Origin of the sequence: Streptomyces rectiviolaceus (assembly GCF_039533825.1) — a bacterium.
Lineage (GTDB): Bacteria > Actinomycetota > Actinomycetes > Streptomycetales > Streptomycetaceae > Streptomyces > Streptomyces rectiviolaceus.
The window spans coordinates 11,950-30,506 of record NZ_BAAAUG010000046.1; the positions used below are offsets into that span (position 1 = coordinate 11,950).

The 18,557-nt window shown below is 70.0% G+C and carries 14 protein-coding genes; 6 read left to right on the plus strand and 8 right to left on the minus strand.

The genetic code is table 11. The features are described from left to right. Positions 1-3: 3 nt before the first annotated feature. Both pflB and ABD378_RS16065 read right to left on the minus strand, forming a co-directional pair. The gene (gene pflB / locus ABD378_RS16060; protein WP_344521583.1) at positions 4-2,262 is read right to left on the minus strand and encodes a formate C-acetyltransferase; all 2,259 of its coding nucleotides are present in this window, start codon (positions 2,260-2,262) and stop codon (positions 4-6) included. Positions 2,263-2,574: 312 nt separating this feature from the next. Beyond that, complete coding sequence (locus ABD378_RS16065) at positions 2,575-4,008, minus strand: NarK family nitrate/nitrite MFS transporter (RefSeq protein WP_344521584.1); 1,434 nt, start codon at positions 4,006-4,008, stop codon at positions 2,575-2,577. 238 nt (positions 4,009-4,246) lie between these two features. On the opposite strand from ABD378_RS16065, the gene ABD378_RS16070 reads away from it, so the two are divergent. The 4 genes from ABD378_RS16070 (at position 4,247) to ABD378_RS16085 (ending at position 9,057) form a co-directional block, all read left to right on the plus strand. Further along, complete coding sequence (locus tag ABD378_RS16070) at positions 4,247-5,470, plus strand: low temperature requirement protein A (protein WP_344521585.1); 1,224 nt, start codon at positions 4,247-4,249, stop codon at positions 5,468-5,470. A gap of 98 nt (positions 5,471-5,568) precedes the next feature. Next, the gene (locus ABD378_RS16075; protein WP_344521586.1) at positions 5,569-6,693 is read left to right on the plus strand and encodes a P1 family peptidase; all 1,125 of its coding nucleotides are present in this window, start codon (positions 5,569-5,571) and stop codon (positions 6,691-6,693) included. Between the two features lie 170 nt (positions 6,694-6,863). After that, positions 6,864-8,093 carry a L,D-transpeptidase gene (locus ABD378_RS16080; protein ID WP_344521587.1) on the plus strand — a complete coding sequence of 410 codons (1,230 nt, stop codon included), beginning with the start codon at positions 6,864-6,866 and terminating at the stop codon, positions 8,091-8,093. Between the two features lie 172 nt (positions 8,094-8,265). Continuing rightward, entirely contained in the window at positions 8,266-9,057 is a 792-nt protein-coding gene (locus ABD378_RS16085; RefSeq protein ID WP_344521588.1) for a DUF6227 family protein, read from the plus strand. A 9-nt stretch (positions 9,058-9,066) separates the two neighbouring features. Here ABD378_RS16085 and ABD378_RS16090 read toward each other — a convergent pair whose 3' ends face one another. From ABD378_RS16090 to ABD378_RS16110, 5 genes are all read right to left on the minus strand, one after another. Beyond that, complete coding sequence (locus ABD378_RS16090; RefSeq protein WP_344521589.1) at positions 9,067-9,321, minus strand: hypothetical protein; 255 nt, start codon at positions 9,319-9,321, stop codon at positions 9,067-9,069. Between the two features lie 163 nt (positions 9,322-9,484). After that, positions 9,485-11,482, minus strand: coding sequence for a PTS fructose transporter subunit IIABC (locus tag ABD378_RS16095; protein WP_344521590.1), 1,998 nt, complete (start codon positions 11,480-11,482; stop codon positions 9,485-9,487). Between the two features lie 67 nt (positions 11,483-11,549). Next, entirely contained in the window at positions 11,550-12,497 is a 948-nt protein-coding gene (gene pfkB, locus ABD378_RS16100) for a 1-phosphofructokinase (RefSeq protein ID WP_344521655.1), read from the minus strand. A gap of 62 nt (positions 12,498-12,559) precedes the next feature. Then, positions 12,560-13,321 carry a DeoR/GlpR family DNA-binding transcription regulator gene (locus tag ABD378_RS16105; protein WP_344521591.1) on the minus strand — a complete coding sequence of 254 codons (762 nt, stop codon included), beginning with the start codon at positions 13,319-13,321 and terminating at the stop codon, positions 12,560-12,562. Between the two features lie 395 nt (positions 13,322-13,716). Beyond that, entirely contained in the window at positions 13,717-14,400 is a 684-nt protein-coding gene (locus ABD378_RS16110; protein WP_344521592.1) for a TetR/AcrR family transcriptional regulator, read from the minus strand. Positions 14,401-14,529: 129 nt separating this feature from the next. On the opposite strand from ABD378_RS16110, the gene ABD378_RS16115 reads away from it, so the two are divergent. Continuing rightward, positions 14,530-15,801 (plus strand): extracellular solute-binding protein, encoded by a 1,272-nt coding sequence (locus tag ABD378_RS16115; RefSeq protein WP_344521593.1) that lies wholly within the window; start codon positions 14,530-14,532, stop codon positions 15,799-15,801. A 58-nt stretch (positions 15,802-15,859) separates the two neighbouring features. Here ABD378_RS16115 and ABD378_RS16120 read toward each other — a convergent pair whose 3' ends face one another. Further along, complete coding sequence (locus ABD378_RS16120; protein ID WP_344521594.1) at positions 15,860-17,422, minus strand: MFS transporter; 1,563 nt, start codon at positions 17,420-17,422, stop codon at positions 15,860-15,862. A 62-nt stretch (positions 17,423-17,484) separates the two neighbouring features. Between ABD378_RS16120 and ABD378_RS16125 the strand changes: the two genes are divergently transcribed. After that, on the plus strand, positions 17,485-18,495 hold the full coding sequence (locus ABD378_RS16125; protein ID WP_344521595.1) for a helix-turn-helix transcriptional regulator: 1,011 nt from the start codon (positions 17,485-17,487) through the stop codon (positions 18,493-18,495). Positions 18,496-18,557 lie beyond the last annotated feature (62 nt).

Here is an 18,557-nt window from a genome sequence, read left to right on the forward strand (position 1 = left end):
GGCTCAGAGGGAGCCGTGGAAGGTGCGGTTGATGACGTCGAGCTGCTGGTCGCGGGTCAGGCGGATGAAGTTGACCGCGTAGCCGGAGACCCGGATGGTCAGCTGCGGGTAGTTCTCCGGGTGCTCCATGGCGTCCTGCAGGGTCGCCTTGTCGAGCACGTTGACGTTCATGTGGAAGCCGTCGCTGGCCATGAAGCCGTCGAGGACTCCGGAGAGGTTCTGGATCCGCTCCCCGGGGGTGCGACCCAGGGCGTCGGGCGTGATGGTGTTGGTGAGCGAGATGCCGTCCTCGGCGTCGTCGTAGTCGAGCTTGGCGACCGAAAGCGCGGAGGCGATGTAGCCGTGTTCGTCACGGCCGTTCATCGGGTTGGCGCCGGGGGCGAACGGCTCGCCCGCGCGGCGGCCGTCGGGGGTGTTACCGGTCTTCTTGCCGTAGACGACGTTCGAGGTGATCGTCAGGACCGACTGGGTGTGCACCGCGTTCCGGTAGGTCGGGTGCTGCCGGATCTTGCCCATGAAGTCCGAGACGATCCGCCGGGCGATGAAGTCGGCCCGCTCGTCGTTGTTGCCGTAGGCGGGGTAGTCGCCCTCGATCTCGTAGTCCACGGCCAGGCCCGTCTCGTCACGGATGACCTTGACCTTGGCGTGCTTGATGGCGGAGAGCGAGTCGGCGGCGACCGAGAGGCCCGCGATGCCGCACGCCATCGTGCGCAGGATCTCCCGGTCGTGCAGCGCCATCTCGACGCGCTCGTAGGCATACTTGTCGTGCATGTAGTGGATGACGTTCAGCGCGTGGACGTACGTCTTGCCGAGCCAGCCGAGCATCGCGTCGTAGCGCTCGGCGACGGTGTCGTAGTCCAGGTAATCGCCCTCGATGGGCTCGAAGCCCTCGACGACACGCTTGCCGGTCTTCTCGTCGCGGCCGCCGTTGATCGCGTAGAGCAGAGCCTTGGCGACATTGACGCGGGCTCCGAAGAACTGCATCTGCTTGCCGACGGCCATCGCCGAGACGCAGCAGGCGATCGCGGTGTCGTCGCCGTACTTGGGGCGCATCAGGTCGTCGGACTCGAACTGGATGGCCGAGGTGTCGATGGCGACCTTGGCCGCGAAGTCCTTGAAGCCCCTGGGCAGTTCCCGCGACCAGAAGACCGTCAGGTTCGGCTCGGGGGCCGGGCCCAGGTTGTAGAGGGTCTGCAGGGCGCGGAACGTGGTGCGGGAGACCAGCGGGCGGCCGTCCTCGCCGATGCCCGCCATCGACCAGGTGACCCAGGTCGGGTCGCCGGAGTAGAGCTCGTTGTACTCGGGGGTGCGCAGGAAGCGGACGATGCGGAGCTTGATGACGAAGTCGTCGATGAACTCCTGGGCCTCGGCCTCGGTGATGCGGCCGGACTCGATGTCGCGCTGAAGGTAGACGTCGAGGAAGTTGTCGATGCGGCCGATCGACATGGCCGCGCCGTTCTGCTCCTTCACGGCGGCCAGGTAGGCGAAGTACAGCCACTGGACCGCCTCGCGGCCGGTGGCGGCGGGGGCCGAGATGTCGTAGCCGTACGACATCGCCATGGCCTTCAGCTCCCCCAGGGCCTTGATCTGCTCGGAGGTCTCCTCACGGGCGCGGATGATGTCCTCGGTGGCCCACTCCTGGCCGAGGAGCTCCTTGTCGGCCTCCTTCGCGGCGATGAGACGGTCGACTCCGTAAAGCGCGACGCGGCGGTAGTCGCCGATGATGCGGCCCCGGCCGTAGGCGTCGGGCAGGCCGGTGATGATGCCGGAGGAACGGCAGGCGCGGATCTCGGGCGTGTAGGCGTCGAAGACACCTTCGTTGTGGGTCTTGCGGAGGTGCGTGTAGACCTCCTTGACCTCGGGGTCGGCCTCGTAGCCGTAGGCGTTGAGTGCGCCCTCGACCATCCGCCAGCCGCCGTTGGGCATGATGGCGCGCTTGAGCGGGGCGTCGGTCTGGAGGCCGACGATCAGGTCGCGGCCGGCGTCGATGTAGCCGGGCCTGAAGGCGTCGATGCGGGACGGGGTCTTCACGTCGACGTCGTGGATGCCGCGCTCGTTCTCCGCGGGGAACATCGACAGGAGCTTCTGCCAGACCTGGGTGGTGCGTTCGGTCGCGCCGGCCAGGAAGGAGTCGTCGCCCTCGTAGGGGGTGTAGTTCTGCTGGACGAAGTCACGGACGTCGATGGCGTCCCGCCAAAGGCCGCCCTTGAAGCCGTCCCATGCCTCGCCGTGCACTGTCGTTTCCGCGGGAGTGGCAGTCATCTTCGGCACCTTCCGAATCGCCTATTCGCTATGTGTCCATTGCACTGCGATGTGATCGATCAGGGGTGCCGCAATGGTCCCCACTTCAGGGCCGGAGGTCCCCTCTCGCCGCCCCCACTGCCGTACGCACCCCATCTGACCTGGCGTTTCCATCGGGACTTTGGACCTAAGTTCACTTGTGAACGCATTCACAAGAATTTCCGGAACATCTCGTGGTACCGGGCCGGGCCAGGCGGACGGACCGGTGAGAGGACATGCGAGAGGGCCGGGTGCTCCCACACCCGGCCCACCGCGCCGACGCCGCTCGGGGCGTCAGCTCGGGGATTCCGCGCCCTTGCGGGCGTAGAACCACCAGCAGACCGCGATACAGCTGACGTAGAAGGCCACGAAGCCCCACATCGCGCTGGTGACCGCGAAGTTGGCGAACATCGCCGGGATGAAGAAGAAGCCGTAGGCCGCGACGGCGGAGGTGAAGCCGGTGACGGCGCCCGCTTCCATCTCGGATTGCTTCAGCGCCTTCGCGTACTCGGGCGTGCCATCGGTCAGGCCCTTCAGGTGCTGACTGCGGAAGATCACCGGGATCTGGCGGAACGTCGAGCCGTTGCCGATGCCCGAGAAGAAGAACGCGCACAGGAAGCAGGCGAGGAAGCCCCAGAAGTTGCCGTTGCCGCCGCCGGAGGGAAGGAAGTTGATGACGCCGATGATCGAGAGCGCCATGCCGACGAACGAGATGATGGTGACCCTGGCGCCGCCGATCTTGTCGGCGATCCAGCCGCCGGCCCAGCGGGCGAGCGCGCCCACGGCCGGGCCCATCCAGGCGTAGGTGGCAGCGGAGTAGGCCGCGTCGATCGGCGTGAACGTGGTCTTGATGAGCATCGGCAGAGCTGCCGCGAAGCCGATGAAGGAACCGAACGTGCCGACGTAGAGCCAGGTCATCAGCCAGTTGTGCTTGCGCTTGAAGATGACCTTCTGCCGGCTGAAGGGGGTCGACGCGACCTTCAGGTCGTTCTGCCCGAACCACGCGATGACGGCCAGGATCACCAGGACGGGCACCCACAGGAACGCGGCGTTCTGCAGCCACACGGGCGTGCCGTCGGCCTTGTGCTGGGCCGAGCCGACCGCGAGGACCGAGCTGGTGATGACGATCGGGGTGACCAGCTGGACGACGGAGACACCGAGGTTGCCGAGGCCGCCGTTGATGCCGGTGGCGTTGCCCTTGTCGCGCTTGGGGAAGAAGAAGCCGATGTTGGCGAGGGACGAGGCGAAGTTCGCGCCGCCGACACCGCACAGGGCCGCGATGGCGATCATCACGCCGTACGAGGTGTTCGGGTCCTGGACCGCGATGCCGAGCCAGATCAGCGGGATGACCAGGACGAGCGTGGAGAGCGCGGTGAAGCGGCGCTGGCCGATCATCGGGCCGAGGAAGGTGTAGAAGACGCGCGCCGTGCCGCCGGTGATGCCGGGGACGGCCGTCAGCCAGAACAGCTGCGAGGTGGAGAAGCCGAAGCCGACGTCCTTGAGGTTGGTCGCGGTGACCGACCACACCTGCCAGACGACGAACGCGACCAGGAGCGCGGGGACGGCGATCCACAGGTTGCGCGCGGCGACCTTCTTGCCGGTGGACTTCCAGAAGAGCTCGTTCTCCGGCTCCCAGTCGGTGATGGTCTTGCCGGGCCGGTACTGCTCGGGGTCGTACGCCGTGCCCGCTGGTGCGGTCCGCGCTTCCTGCGTGACAGGGGATGTCATGTTGGTTCCCAGTTCGCTACGGGTCCCGACCTTGCTCCGGGGCCTGACGTTTCCACGGTCCCGTCCGCGGCTCTTCGCGAGCAGAGTCGTAGGGCATCCGCCGACCAGCCCAAAGACACGAAGGTCAGGGGGCCTTCGGACCTCGTGGAGCCCCTGCCCTACGGCGGCCGGGTGTCACTGCCGACCCACTGGGCGCCGCAGCCCGATTCGGCCGGAGCCTTCTGCTGTGCTGGGGATCATGACGTCCGCACCGGCCCCCGAGCCGACACCAACCCCACCACCTGCACCTGCACCCGCACCCGCACCCGCCACTCTGCGTCCTCTCCGCGCACGCGGGCGCGAGGAGGCGCATCGGGCCGCGACCCCGCTGGAGCTCTTCTTCGACCTCTGCTTCGTGGTGGCGGTCGCGCAGGCCGGGGCCGAGCTCGTGCACGCCGTTGCGGAGGGGCATGCCGGCGAGGGGGTGCTCAATTACGCGATGGTGTTCTTCGCGCTCTTCTGGGCGTGGGTCAACTTCTCGTGGTTCGCGTCGGCGTACGACAACGACGACGTGCTCTACCGGGTCGTCACGCTCGTACAGATCGCCGGTGTGCTCGTGTTCGCGGCCGGTGTGTCCAAGGGGTTCGAGGAGCACGACTTCCTGCTCATCTGGCTCGGCTACCTGATCATGCGGGTCGCGCTCACCACCCAGTGGCTGCGCGTCGCCAAGTCGGCCACGGGCGCCGAGCGCATCACCGCGCTGCGGTACGCGGCCGGAGTGCTGATCTGTCAGATCGGCTGGTCGGGGCTGCTGTTCCTGCCCGAGGCCGCGCGTCCCTGGCTGTTCCTCGCGATGGCGATCCTGGAGATGTGCGTGCCGGTGTTCGCGGAGAGGCGCTACACCACGGCCTGGCATCCGCACCACATCTCCGAGCGGTACGGCCTGTTCACGATCATCGTGCTCGGCGAGACGATCGCGGCGGCGACCATCGCGGTGAAGTCCGGCATCGAGGAGAACGACGCAATCGGCGAGCTCCTGCCCATCGCGGCGGGCGGCCTCCTGATGATCTTCGCCGCGTGGTGGATCTACTTCGTCGTGCCCATCCACGGCCGCCTGAGCAGCAACCGGCAGGCCTTCCTGTGGGGGTACGGGCACTACGTCATCCTCGGAGCGGCCGCCGCGATCGGCGCCGGGCTCGAGGTCGCGGTCGAAGAGGCCGTCGGCAAGGCGCACATCTCGACGCTCGCCGCGTCCGCCGCCGTGACCGTACCGATGACGCTGTATCTCCTCACCGTCTGGCTGCTGCACTCCCGCTACTACAAGGTGGGCCTCGCCCAGCAACTCGTGCTGCCCGTGAGCGCGTTGGCGACCCTGGCGAGTACGTTCGCCGGGGGATGGGCCGTGCTGGTCGCGGGGATCGTGGCGACGGTCACCGTCGCGACCGGCGTGACACTCACCAGCCGGATGGCGCGCCACGCGTGACGCTCACCAGCCGGATGGCGCGCCACGCATGACGCCTACTGGCCGGATGACCCGCGGGAGACAGCCGCGTAACTCCCCCGCGTGATACGCAAGTCGGCATGGCTTCCTCCAGTTCGCTCACCCCCCTCGACTCCCCCAACTCCCTCACCCCCCTCAACTCCCTCACCGACGTCCCCGGTCTGCGCGTAGGCCATGCCACCCGCACCGCCCCCGCTCACGAAGGCCACCTCACCGGCACCACCGTCGTGCTCGCCCCGGAGGGTGGCGCCGTCGCGGCCGTGGACGTACGCGGCGGCGGTCCCGGCACCCGTGAGACGGACGCCCTGGACCCCCGCAATCTGGTGCAGCGCGTCGAGGCCCTCGTCCTGACCGGCGGCAGCGCGTACGGCCTGGACTCCGCGGCCGGCGTGATGGCGTGGCTCGAGGAGCAGCACCGCGGCGTACAGGTCGGCCCCGATCCCTCCCACGTCGTCCCCGTGGTCCCGGCCGCCTGCGTCTTCGACCTCGGCCGCGGCGGCGACTTCTCGGCGCGCCCCGACGCCACGACGGGCCGCGCCGCGGTGGAGGCCGCCGCGGGCAGTGAGCCGTTCACCCCTGTCGAGGAGGGGAACGTGGGCGCGGGCACCGGCGCCGTGGTCGGCAAGGTCAAGGGCGGTATCGGCAGCGCGAGCGTCAGGCTGGACTCGGGCATCACGGTGGCCGCCCTGGTCGTGGCGAACGCTGCGGGCTCGGGGGTCGATCCGGGGACGGGTGCGCTGTACGGGCGGTACTTCGAGGGGCAGCGCGTGGCCTACCCCGACGCCGCGGTCCACGACGAGGCCACGCGCCGCCTCGCCGAAGCCGCCGCTGCCGCCGCCGCCGAAGCCGCCGCCAAGAACGGCCCTCCCCCGCTGAACACCACCCTCGCCGTTGTCGCCACGGACGCCGAACTCACCAAGGCCCAGGCGCAGAAGCTCGCCGGTACGTCGCACGACGGCATGGCGCGCGCCGTGCGCCCCGTCCATCTCCTCAACGACGGGGACACCGTCTTCGCCCTCGCGACCGGCGAGCGTCCGCTGCCGGGAGCCGGCCAGAACCCGCTCGCCCTGAACGAGGTCCTCGCGGCGGGCGCGGACATGGTGACGGCGGCGATCGTCCGGGCGCTCCTGGCCGCGGAGTCCGTGGAGACGCCGGGCGGCAAGTTCCCCTCGTACAGCGACCTTTACGGCAAGCAGCTCACGTAGGCGTTTCGGAGCCCCTCAGGAACCCTTCCCGAACCCTTCCCAGACCACAGCCCGTTGGGCCACCGGCGGGCCATGCCCCTGTGCCCGCCCTCACACCAAGCGGACGGAACCTTTCCGCCCGCAGGCCGCTCTTAACTCTTACTGGATCAGAACGCGCACTTCGCACAAAGATGGAGCAGCCCGTGACAACGTCGCACATAGCCAACCCCCGGCGACGCACCCTTCTGGCGGCCACCGCGCTCGCCGCCGTAGGTGCGCTCTCCCTGACGGCCTGCGGCGGTGACTCGGACGGCACGAGCGACGGCAAGGACGGCAAGAGCAAGACCCAGGGCGCCGACATCACCATCTCGGCGAAGGACGGCTCGACCGGCGCCTCCATCAACGCCACGGGCGTCAAGGTCGAGGGCGGCAAGCTGACCGAGGTGAAGATGACCCTGGTCTCCACCGGGGCGGCGGTCGACGGCACGCTCTCCGCCGACGGCTCCAGCTGGAAGCCCAAGGCCCAGCTGGAGCGCGGCATGAAGTACAAGATCACGGCCGACGCGAAGGACACCAAGGGCAAGGAAGCGACCGAGAACTCGATCTTCACCACCGTCTCGAAGGACAACAGCTTCATCGGCAGTTACACCCCCGACGGCGGCACGAAGGTCGGCGTCGGCATGCCGGTCTCCTTCAACTTCGACAAGGCGATCACCGAGAAGCAGTCGGTCCAGTCGCACATCAAGGTCACCTCCGACAGCGGCCAGAAGGTCGTGGGCCACTGGTTCGGCAACCAGCGCCTGGACTTCAGGCCCCAGGAGTACTGGAAGGCCGGCTCCAAGGTCACGATGAAGATCGACCTGGAGGGCGTGAAGGGCGCGGACGGCGCCACCGGCGTGCAGAACAAGACGGTCACCTTCACCGTCGGCCGCGCGCAGGTCTCCACGGTCGACGTGAAGGCCAAGAAGATGACGGTCGAGCGCGACGGCAAGGTCGTCAAGACCATCCCGATCTCCGCGGGCAGCCCGTCGAACCCCACGTACAACGGGAAAATGGTGATCTCCGAGAAGTTCACCCAGACCCGCATGAACGGCGACACGGTCGGTTTCGGCGGTGAGTACGACATCAAGGACGTCCCGCACGCGATGCGCCTGTCGTCATCCGGCACCTTCATCCACGGCAACTACTGGGGCTCGCCCTCGATCTTCGGCGGCGCCAACACCAGCCACGGCTGCGTCGGCCTGCAGGACGCGCAGGGCGCGGGCGACTCCAGCACGCCGGGCGCGTGGTTCTACGACAACTCCCTCATCGGAGACATCGTGACGGTCAAGGGCTCCCCGGACGAGACCATCGCCCCGGACAACGGCCTCAACGGCTGGAACATGTCCTGGAGCCAGTGGACGGCGGGCAGCGCGGGCTGATCTCAGCCGCCACGCCCGACCCTGCCCTACCCCTCTCACCAGGCCCAACACCGCGAGCCGCACGGGAACTTGCCGTGCGGCTCGTACGTTTTCCCGTTCCCGGACATGATGTCCGACGCAGGGGCTACGGTATGCACTCACAAGGTGACATGCAGCAACGCCGGGAGAGACCTTGAGCGTTCCGTACGAGTACGAGACGGCGTACGAGCCACAGTCGGCCGAGCAGGAGTCCCCGCACTCTCCGCAGGAGCATCTCGAGCGGCTTCTGCGCCGCGCCATGAACTCCTTCGACCTGCCGGACGACACGATAGGACGCCTGGAATCGGCTCTCGCGTACGACAGTTCGCTGCACTCCGCACACCACAGCGCGGGCCTGCACCGCGAGACCTACCGGCACACGTGGCTGCTCGCCGACGCCGGCGCGCTCACCCTCTGGGAGCTCGTACACAACACGGGCCCCGGCAGCCACGCCCAGTACGAGCTGTACGCGGACGAGGAGGAGGCCGGGGTCGCCACCTCGCGCCTGCCGCTCCCGCCGGACACCCCCGCCGCCGTCTGCGAGCAGCCCGTCGCGCTCCTGCTCCCGGTCGCCGACGAACCCCGGCATACGTACGCCCCTGACGACTCCGCGGACCACGCGCGCCGGCTCCTGCGCCGCGCGGAGAACTCGGTGAGCGAGGGACGGCCCTCCGGGGACATCGAGCGGTTAATGCGCTCGGCGTTCGCGCACCAGATCACGCAGGCCTTCGGCCGCCCCTGCCTGGCGGGCGACGCACGCCTCTGCTTCTCGCTCTACGAACACGCGTTCCTGCTCTTCGACGGCAGCGAGCTCAGCCTCTGGGAGGTCGAGCACACGGTCACGCCCGACAAGCGGCACAGGTGCGAGGTGTACGTCTCTGAGGAAGCGGCCCGCGCCGCGATGGAGCAGCGCGCGAGGAGCATTCCGCAGCAGCGCGCGAAGTAGAACAAAGACTCAGGACCGGCCGTCGCCGAACTGCCGCACGAGGCCCGCGAAGGCGGCCCGCTCGTCAGCCGTCAGCTCGGCCGTCTCCGCACGCGGCGGCCCCGTCTGCGCGGGCAGCGCGCGCAGCGCCTGGGACTCGCGCCAGGCGTCCACGTCGGCCTGGTCGCGCCGCATCACCCGCACCAGGCCCACGGCCCAGACGACGGTCGCGACGGCCAGGACGGCCACGCCTGTCTGCTGGAGGATCGAGACATTCTGGAGCATGCCGCACAGTAGACAACACGATCCAGGGCTTACGACAGGGGGGTTGTGGGACTTACGTCCTGAAGTGATGCATGTCGCACAACCCCCCTCATAGGGCCCGAACGGCTCGGTCCCGAACAGCCGGGGCCCTGATGGACCGGACCGGGGCTCAGACCGCCGGATCTCAGACCGCCGCAGGCACCGGCTTCTCTGTCACGGCCTCCCCGGCCGCGTCGCCGCTCCCCGAAGGAGCCGTCTTCCGGGCGCCCTTGAGCAGAATGACCGCCACGGTCGAGACCCCGACACCGGCGGCGACCGCCACCAGGTACAGCAGCGGCTGTCCGATGAGCGGCACCACGAAGATGCCGCCGTGCGGGGCCCGCAGCGTGCAGCCGAAGGCCATCGACAGGGCGCCGGTGACCGCGCCGCCCACCATCGATGCGGGGATCACCCGCAGCGGGTCGGCCGCGGCGAACGGGATCGCGCCCTCCGTGATGAAGGAGGCGCCCAGGAACCAGGCCGCCTTGCCGTTCTCCCGCTCGGTCTTGGTGAAGAGCCGGCCGCGGACCGTGGTGGCGAGGGCCATGGCGAGCGGCGGGACCATGCCGGCCGCCATCACCGCGGCCATGACCTTGAGGCTGCCCTCGGTCGGATTGGCGAGGCCGCCGACGGCGAAGGCGTACGCGACCTTGTTCAGCGGTCCGCCGAGGTCGAAGCACATCATCAGGCCGAGAATGACGCCCAGGATGATGGCGTTGGCGCCGGACAGGCCCTCGAGCCAGTCCGTGAGCGCGCTCTGCAGCGAGGCGATGGGTTTCCCGATGACGAGGAACATCAGGAAGCCGACGATCGCGGACGAGATCAGCGGGATCACGACCACGGGCATGATGCCGCGCAGCACGGACGGGATCTTCACGCGCTGGATGCCCATGACGATCGAGCCCGCGATCAGACCCGCCGCGAGGCCGCCCAGGAAGCCCGCGTTGATGGTGACGGCGACGGAGCCGCCGACGAATCCGGGCACGAGTCCTGGCCGGTCGGCCATTCCGTACGCGATGTAGCCCGCGAGGACCGGCACCAGGAAGGCGAAGGCGAGCCCGCCGATCTGGAAGAGGAGCGCGGCCCAGCTGGTGGTGTCCGTCCACACGAAGTGCTCGGCGACGGACGGGGCCTTGTCGATCTTCCAGCCACCGATGGCGAAGCCGAGCGCGATGAGGAGGCCGCCCGCGGCGACGAACGGGACCATGTAACTGACGCCGGACATCAGCCACTTGCGCAGCTTGGTGCCGTATCCGTCACCGCTGTCACCGGCGTTGTCGACGGGGCTCGGCCCGACGTCCGCGGTCGTCTCGCCGCGGGCCGCCTTCGCCCTGACCTCCGCGATGAGCTCGGCGGGCTTGCTGATGCCTGCCTTCACGCCGACATCGACGGTGGGCTTCCCCGCGAAACGACCCTTGTCCCGTACGGGGACGTCGTGCGCGAAGATGACCGCGTCCGCGGCGGCTATGACCGCCGGGTCGAGGCGGGTGAAGCCTGCGGAACCCTGCGTCTCCACCGCGAGCTCTACGCCCGCGTCGCGGGCGGCGGCTTCCAGGGACTCGGCTGCCATGTACGTGTGGGCGATGCCCGTGGGGCAGGACGTGACCGCCACGATGCGGAACGGCTCCGCCGGAGGGCTGTCGTCCTCCGGCTGCGGGCCGGTGGGCTCTTCTGTGGAGTCCCCACCCGCCCCCCGGCTCTCCCCAGTGATCAACGAAACCGCCGACTCCGCGTCCGTCGCGGCCCGCAGCGCGCTCGTGAACTCCTCGTCCATCAACTGCCGTGCCAGCGACGACAGAATGGTCAGATGCGCGTCATCGGCACCGGCCGGAGCGGCGATCAGGAAGATCAGATCGGCGGGCCCGTCCGGCGCCCCGAAGTCGATGCCCTCGGCCGAGCGGCCGAAGGCCAGGGTCGGCTCGGTGACGTGGGCGCTGCGGCAGTGCGGGATGCCGATGCCGCCGTCCAGGCCAGTCGGCATCTGCGCCTCGCGGGCCGCGACGTCGGCGAGGAACCCCTCCAGGTCGGTCACCCGGCCCAGGGCCACCATGCGCTCGGCGAGGGCACGGGCCGCCGCTTCCTTGGTTCCGGCGGACCGGTCGATTTCGAGGTCGACCAGTTCCGCGGTGATCATCTCGCTCATCGCGGGCTCCTTCGCACGCGTATCGCCCAGGGGGCGGGGGTGGGGACGGGGGTGTGGGGGTGGGGAGTCATGCCGCGGGCTCCGTCAGTACGCGGTCCAGGGGGACATCCGATGTGACGGTGACCGCGTCGGGCGCGAGGTCCGACGGGGTCGGCATCGCGCTGCCGGGGAGTTGGACCGCCGCAGCGCCGTGCGCCACGGCCGAGGCGAGGGCGGTCGGGCCGGTGCCGCCCGCGATGAGGAAACCGGCCAGGGACGAGTCACCGGCTCCTACGTTGCTGCGTACGGCGTCGACCGGTGCGCTGCCGAAGTACGTGCCCGAGTCGTCCACCAGGAGCTGGCCGTCGGCACCGAGGCTGGCGAGCACGGCCCGTGCGCCCAGCTCCCTCAGCTCCTCGGCCGCCTTGACCGCGTCGCCGACCGTCGTCAGGGGGCGCCCCACCGCTTCGGCGAGCTCCTCCGCGTTCGGCTTGACGACGTCGGGGCGCTCGGCGAGGGCGGCGAGCAGGGCCGGTCCTGAGGTGTCGAGGGCGATGCGGGCACCGGCGGCGTGCGCGCGGGCCACCAGGTCGGCGTACCAGGAGGGGGCGAGCCCGCGGGGCAGGCTGCCGCAGCAGGCGATCCAGTCGGCGCCGGTGGACCGCTCCCGCACGGCGGAGAGCAACAACTCCGCTTCGGTGCTTGTCAGTTCGGGCCCGGCGGCATTGATCTTGGTGAGAGTTCCGTCCGGTTCGGCCACCGCGATGTTGGAGCGGGTCTGGCCCGCGACCCATACCGGGGCGACCTTGATGCCCTGCTCGTCGAGGAGCTGGGCGACGAGTGCGCCGGGCGCACCGCCGAGCGGCAGGACGGCGAGCGTCTCCGCGCCCGCCGCGGCGACCGCCCTCGATACGTTGACGCCCTTGCCGCCCGGGTCCATCCGGTCGCCGGTGGCCCGGATGACCTCGCCACGGTCGAGTGAGGGGACCTCGTAGGTGCGGTCGAGGGAGGGGTTGGGGGTGAGGGTGAGGATCATGCGCGTACGTACCGTTTCATTGCCGACCTGCGTGCTGTTGCCCGTGCTCGCGTCCATGCCGCTCATGCCCGGACCACCTCAGTGCCGCCGCCCTCGATCGCCGCTGCGTCCTCGGGGCTGAGCCCCGTGTCAGTGATCAGCAGATCCACATCATCCAGATCACCGAAGCGCGCGAAGTGCTCCTGCCCGTGCTTGGTGGAGTCCGCGAGGAGCACCACACGACGGGCCGCGCCGATCGCGGCGCGCTTGACGGCAGCTTCGGCGAGGTCGGGGGTGGTGAGTCCTGCTTCCGCGGAGAAGCCGTTCGCGGCGACGAAGAGGACGTCGGCGCGGATCTCTCCGTACGCCCGCAGCGCCCACGCGTCGACGGCGGCGCGCGTACGGCTGCGGACGCGGCCCCCGATGAGGTGGAGCTGGATGCCGGGGTGGTCGGCGAGGCGGGCCGCGGTGGGGAGGCCGTGCGTGACGACGGTGAACGTCGCTTCCAGCGGGAGCGAGGCGGCGAGGCGTGCGACCGTCGAGCCGGCGTCGAGGATGACGCTGCCTTCGGCGGGGAGCTCGGCGAGGGCGGCGCGCGCGATGCGGTCCTTCTCGTCGGCGGAGGTTCCCTCCCGCTCCGCGAGGTCGGGCTCGAAGTCGAGGCGTCCGGCCGGTATGGCACCGCCGTGCACGCGCCGTACGAGACCGGCGCGGTCCAAGGCCTTCAGATCCCGCCGGATGGTCTCGGCGGTGACCTTGAATTCCTCGGCCAGCGACAGCACGTCGACCCGCCCGCCGTCACGCGCGAGCCGCAGGATCTCCTGCTGCCGCTCCGGTGCGTACATGTCCGTTCGCCTCCGCCAAATGCCCGACCCTGTGGTTTCCCCGGAAGACTACGACCAGATTTCCCCCAAGTAAACACCCCCGGACCCAGACCAGACACAAACGGACTTCCGCCCCTACCCACCAGAGCCCAACGCCCCACCCCGCAGCTCACTCGAACCGAACAGGCCTTTCCCGCCCACCCGTCCGATTGCCCCGCAGCGCGCCCGATTGCCGGAAGGGACAGGGCCGGCGGCCCGCAGTCGGCATCGAGACGCGAGGGGACGTGGCGGTATGTCCGCCCGGAGCACGGTTCGCGGCGCTCCGGGGCCGAAGTGGCCCCGCGGTCACCGGACGATAGCGAGGACGGACATACCGGCGCGGCACCGTACCCACCCCGCGGAGCGACCCCGCGTCCCTACGGCCAGCGGAAGCCCTCCAGGGCTTCGATGCAGTGGTCCGCCAGCGCTGCGGGGCCGCCCCGGCCCCCGGCCGGTTCGTCGCCCGCGGCCCATGTTTCTACCGCCACCCGCACCGCCGCACTGGCGACACCCGCCACAAGCCGCAGCTCCAACGAAGGCACCTCCCCGCGGCCCTCCCGCCCGGCCAGGACGGACAGCAGCGTCTCCTCCGAGGCGTGGCAGGCGTCCGACCACACCGCCCGCAGCGCCGCACTCTCCCCCGCCATCCGCAGCAGCGCCCGCACCCACTCCAGCGCCTCCGCGTCACCCATCGCGAGCCCCGGCGCCGCGTCACTGTCAGGGACCAGCGCCCGCGCCGCCGCGTGCCGCAGCGCGTCCCGCACCGAGAGGCCCGCGGGCGCACCCCGCACCGCCTCCGCCCACTGCTGCGCACCAGCCGCGAACAGCGGCGCCACCGCCTCCTCCTTCGTCGCGAAGTAGCGGTAGAAGGTGCGCGGCGCGACGCCCGCCGCGCGGGCGATGTCCTCGGCGCGAGTGGCCCGCAGCCCGTTCTCGACGAAGAGCGCGGCCGCGGTACGGGCGATGTCCAGGCGCGTCTCCGCCTTGCGGCGCTCAGTAAGGGAGCCGGTCGAGCCGGTCGAGCCGTGCGAATCGGGCGAGTCGAGCGAACTTGCGGGCATGCGAGGCAGGTTATGCCAGCGGGCGCAAAGGCGGGCCACCACAGGCACAACATGCCTGTGTGACAGAATCTGCCACCAGCGACCCAGTGAGGTTACAAGTACAGCGCGTTCAAGAAGGTGGCAAGCCCGGTGCGACGTCGACAGTTCCTGACCAACTCCGCCGGCCTCACCGGCGCCACCACCCTCGGCCTAGGCCTGGGCGGCAGCCTCAGCGCCTGCTCCACCGACGCCGACACCACCACCCTCAAACTCCTCGTCGCCAGCTACGACAAGAGCGTCGGCTCCTCCATAGGCGACCAGTGGGACGGCCTGATCACCGCCTTCGAGAAAGCGCACCCCACCGTCAAGATCGCCCTGGAACGCGTCCCCTTCGACAAGCTCGACCGGACCCTCGCGCGCCGAGTGAAGGACGGCAACGCCCCCGACATCGCCCAGTCGAACGTCTTCGCCCCTTACGCCGAGGACGACCAGCTCTACGGCGCGTCCGACCTCTTCGACATCCGCACCGAGGCCGACTTCACCCGCTCGTACGCCGAGGCGGGATCGGTCAAGCACGTCCAGTACGGCATCCCGTTCCTCGCCAGCACCCCGCGCCTCTTCTACAACAAGGCCCTCTTCAAGCAGGCAGCCATCAGCGGCGCCCCCACCTCCTGGGCCGAGCTGAGGTCGGCGGCCCAGGCGCTGAAGGCGATCGGCGTGAAGACGCCGTACGGACTGCAGTTGGGCCCCGAGGCCGCCGAGGACGAGACCCTGTCCTGGCTGCTCGCGGACGACGGGGGCTACGCGGGCCTGGCCGCGGGCTACGACTTCCACACCGCGAACAACGTCCGGACGCTGACCTGGCTGCGGGACGAGCTCGTCACGAAGGGGCTCGCCGGCGCGAACCCGGCGGGGCTCAACAGGACCGCCGCGTACGAGCAGTTCATGCGCGGCCGCATCGGAATGCTGATCGCGCACCCGGTGCTCATGGGCGCCGCCGACAAGGTCAAGTTCCCTTACGCGCACGCCGCGTTCCCGACGCGACGGGGCGGGGCCGCGGCGCCCGTCGGCCTGAGCGACTGGCTGATGGCGTTCAAGCAGAACGGCCACCGCGAGGCCTGCGGCCAGTTCCTCGGCTACCTCTACGGCCGCAAGTCGGCGAAGGCGTACGGCGGCGGCCAGGCCGCGCTCCCGGTGACCAGCTCCGCGTCGGCGGCGCTGCGCGCGGACGCGGCCCAGCGCCCGCTGTGGAAGTTCATCGACCAGATGCCGCAGGCACAGTTCCAGCCGGTGAACCTGCGTTCGTGGCCGACGGTCCGGGCCGCCATCCGCAAGGAGATCGGGGCCGCCGTCACGAAGGGCGGCAACCCCGGTGCCGTACTCGAGTCCCTGGACACGACGGCGACCCAGGCGGAGCTCTAGGCTCCGACCCGGGCCGCATCGCGTCGCGCCGCGTCGCGTCCGCCGCAGATCCGACCGCTCAGGGGGTCAACGCGGGCTCCCGCTCGGGAAGTTCACCAGCCGCATCAGCCGCATCAGCCGCATCGAGGACCGCGTCCTCATCGCCGCCGCCCTCGACGTGCTGCCGCGGCTTGCCCGGCAGGGCGAACATCAGCAGGAAGATGACGACGAGCACCCCGACGACCCACCACAGCGAGTTCTGGAACGCGCCCACGATCTCCATGGGCACCTCGCTCCGCGTGGCCTTCTCGTCGATCATGCCGAAGAACACCACGGAGACCAGGCCGAGTCCGAGCGCCGTACCCATCTGCTGCACGGTGTTGAGCAGCCCGGACGCGGACCCCGAGTGCTCACGCGGCACGTCCGACAGGATGGCGTCCGTCAGCGGCGCGACGATGAACCCCATCCCCGCCCCCATCACGACCAGCGGCAGCGCCATCTGCCAGGACGCGATGTCCGCGCCGTACCGGTCCGCCTCCCAGATGTAGAGCAGCACCCCGGTGGCCATGATGAGCGCCCCGGCCTGCAGCACCTTGCGCCCGAACCGCGGCACGAGCAGTTGCACGGACATACCGGCCGCCGCCGAGACGGCGATCGAGAACGGCACCCCGGTCGTGCCCGCCCGCAGCGCGCTCCAGCCGAGCCCCGTCTGCATGTACACCGTCCAGACCAGGAAGAAGATGCCCATGCAGACACCGAAGACGGTCTGTACGGCAATGCCCGCCGCGAAGCTCTTCACCTTGAACAGGGACAGCTCCACGAGCGGCGAACCGTCCTTGGCCGCCTTCGCCTTCTCGTACGCGATGAGCGCGCCGAAGACGACGAGTCCGCCGGCCATCATGGCGTAACCCCACAGCGGCCAGTCCAACTCCCGCCCACGGGTGAGCGGGTAGAGCACCATCAGCAGGCCGAGCGTGACGAGGACGACGCCGACGAGGTCGAGCTTGAGGGCCTTCGGGGCCTTGGACTCACTGATGAACTTGCTGCCCAGGATCAGTCCCGCGATCCCGACGGGCAGGTTGATGAGGAAGATCGGCCGCCATTCGAGCCCGAACAGATTCCACTGGGTGAGCAGCGCGCCGAGCAGCGGCCCCGATACGGCGCCGAGCCCCACGACCATCCCGAAGAGCCCGAAGACCTTGCCCCGCTCGTGCGCGGGGAAGGTGGCGTGCACGATCGACAGGACCTGCGGCACCATCATCGCGGCCATGCCGCCCTGGAGGATCCGGGATGCGACCAGCATCTCCGGGTTGGCGGCGAACCCGCAGAGCGCGGAGGCGACGGTGAAGCCCGCGATCCCTATCAGGAACATCCGCTTGCGCCCGTGGATGTCGCCGAGCCGCCCGCCGGTGATCAGTCCGGCCGCGAACGCGAGCGCGTAGCCCGCGGTGATCCACTGGATCTGGCTGTACGAGGCGCCTGCGTCCTCCTGGATGGACGGGATCGCGATGTTGACGATGGTGACGTCGACGAGGTCCATGAAGGCCGCGGTCATCACGATGGCGAGTGCGAGCCAGCGACGCCGGTCGGCGGCGGCGGAGGCCGTTCCCGGCGGTGCTGTGGCGGGGCTGCTGTAAGTCATGAGAGGAGACTAGAAGTCATATAGGCCAGGTCATGTCCTAGATGCGCGGCATCCTGGACAACATGACTTCGACTTCCGGCACGACCTCGGGAACCTCGGAAAGGTCCGGCGGTACGGACACGCCGGCTCGGCTGCTGCAGCTCCTCTCCCTGCTTCAGACCCCGCGCGAGTGGCCGGGCGGGGAGCTGTCGGACCGGCTCGGCGTCAGCCGTCGTACGGTGCGGCGCGACATCGACCGGCTGCGGGACCTCGGCTATCCGGTGCAGGCGAGCCAGGGGGCGACCGGTGGCTACCGCCTTGTCGCGGGCAAGGCGATGCCGCCGCTCGTCCTGGACGACGAGGAGGCGGTGGCGATCGCGGTGGGCCTGCGGGCCGGGGCGGGCCACGCGGTGGAGGGCGTGGAGGAGGCGTCGGTCCGGGCGTTGGCGAAGCTGGAGCAGGTCCTCCCCTCCCGCCTGCGCCACCGAGTCCAGACCCTCCAGATCGCGACAACCCCCCTGACCAGCGGGGACGGCGCCAGCATCGCGCCCGAGACGCTCACGGTCATGGCGTCCGCGGCGGCGGGCCAGGAGCGCCTCCGTTTCGCGTACCGCTCCGGCGACGGCACGGAGTCCCGCCGCCTGACGGAACCGCACCGCCTGGTGTCGACGGGGCGGCGCTGGTACTTGGTCGCGTACGACATCGACCGCGACGACTGGCGCACGTTCCGGGTGGACCGGGTGTCGTCGCCCTTCGCGACCGGGGCGCGCTTCGTCCCGCGGGAGCTGCCGACGGGGGACGCCGCGGAGTACATCCGCCGGTCGATGTGGCGGGGCCAGCCTTCGTACGCGATCGACGTGACGTTCGCTGCCTCCGCGGAGTCCATCGCCGCGAGGTTCCCCGCGGCCCTGGGCACGCCGGAGCCCCTGACGGCCACGACGTGCCGCCTCCGCTCAGAGGTGACGGACTCCATCGAATGGCTGGCGGTCCGCCTGGCCACGGCGGGCTGCGACTTCGTGGCCCACGGGCCTCCGGAACTGGTGACTTCCCTACGAGAACTGGGCTCCCGCCTGACCCGAGCGTCGGGAACGTGAACCGAGGGCTGCTAAGGCCCGTTCAGCAAGGGCGGACTGCAGGGCAAACGGGTGGGTGGGCG

Coding starts and splice junctions, on each gene's coding strand:
- pflB (WP_344521583.1), bottom strand. CDS start 2,262: ATGACTGCCACTCCCGCGGAAACGACAGTGCACGGCGAGGCATGGGAC.
- ABD378_RS16065 (WP_344521584.1), bottom strand. CDS start 4,008: ATGACATCCCCTGTCACGCAGGAAGCGCGGACCGCACCAGCGGGCACG.
- ABD378_RS16070 (WP_344521585.1), top strand. CDS start 4,247: ATGACGTCCGCACCGGCCCCCGAGCCGACACCAACCCCACCACCTGCA.
- ABD378_RS16075 (WP_344521586.1), top strand. CDS start 5,569: ATGGCTTCCTCCAGTTCGCTCACCCCCCTCGACTCCCCCAACTCCCTC.
- ABD378_RS16080 (WP_344521587.1), top strand. CDS start 6,864: ATGGAGCAGCCCGTGACAACGTCGCACATAGCCAACCCCCGGCGACGC.
- ABD378_RS16090 (WP_344521589.1), bottom strand. CDS start 9,321: ATGCTCCAGAATGTCTCGATCCTCCAGCAGACAGGCGTGGCCGTCCTG.
- ABD378_RS16095 (WP_344521590.1), bottom strand. CDS start 11,482: ATGAGCGAGATGATCACCGCGGAACTGGTCGACCTCGAAATCGACCGG.
- pfkB (WP_344521655.1), bottom strand. CDS start 12,497: ATGATCCTCACCCTCACCCCCAACCCCTCCCTCGACCGCACCTACGAG.
- ABD378_RS16105 (WP_344521591.1), bottom strand. CDS start 13,321: ATGTACGCACCGGAGCGGCAGCAGGAGATCCTGCGGCTCGCGCGTGAC.
- ABD378_RS16110 (WP_344521592.1), bottom strand. CDS start 14,400: ATGCCCGCAAGTTCGCTCGACTCGCCCGATTCGCACGGCTCGACCGGC.
- ABD378_RS16120 (WP_344521594.1), bottom strand. CDS start 17,422: ATGACTTACAGCAGCCCCGCCACAGCACCGCCGGGAACGGCCTCCGCC.
- ABD378_RS16125 (WP_344521595.1), top strand. CDS start 17,485: ATGACTTCGACTTCCGGCACGACCTCGGGAACCTCGGAAAGGTCCGGC.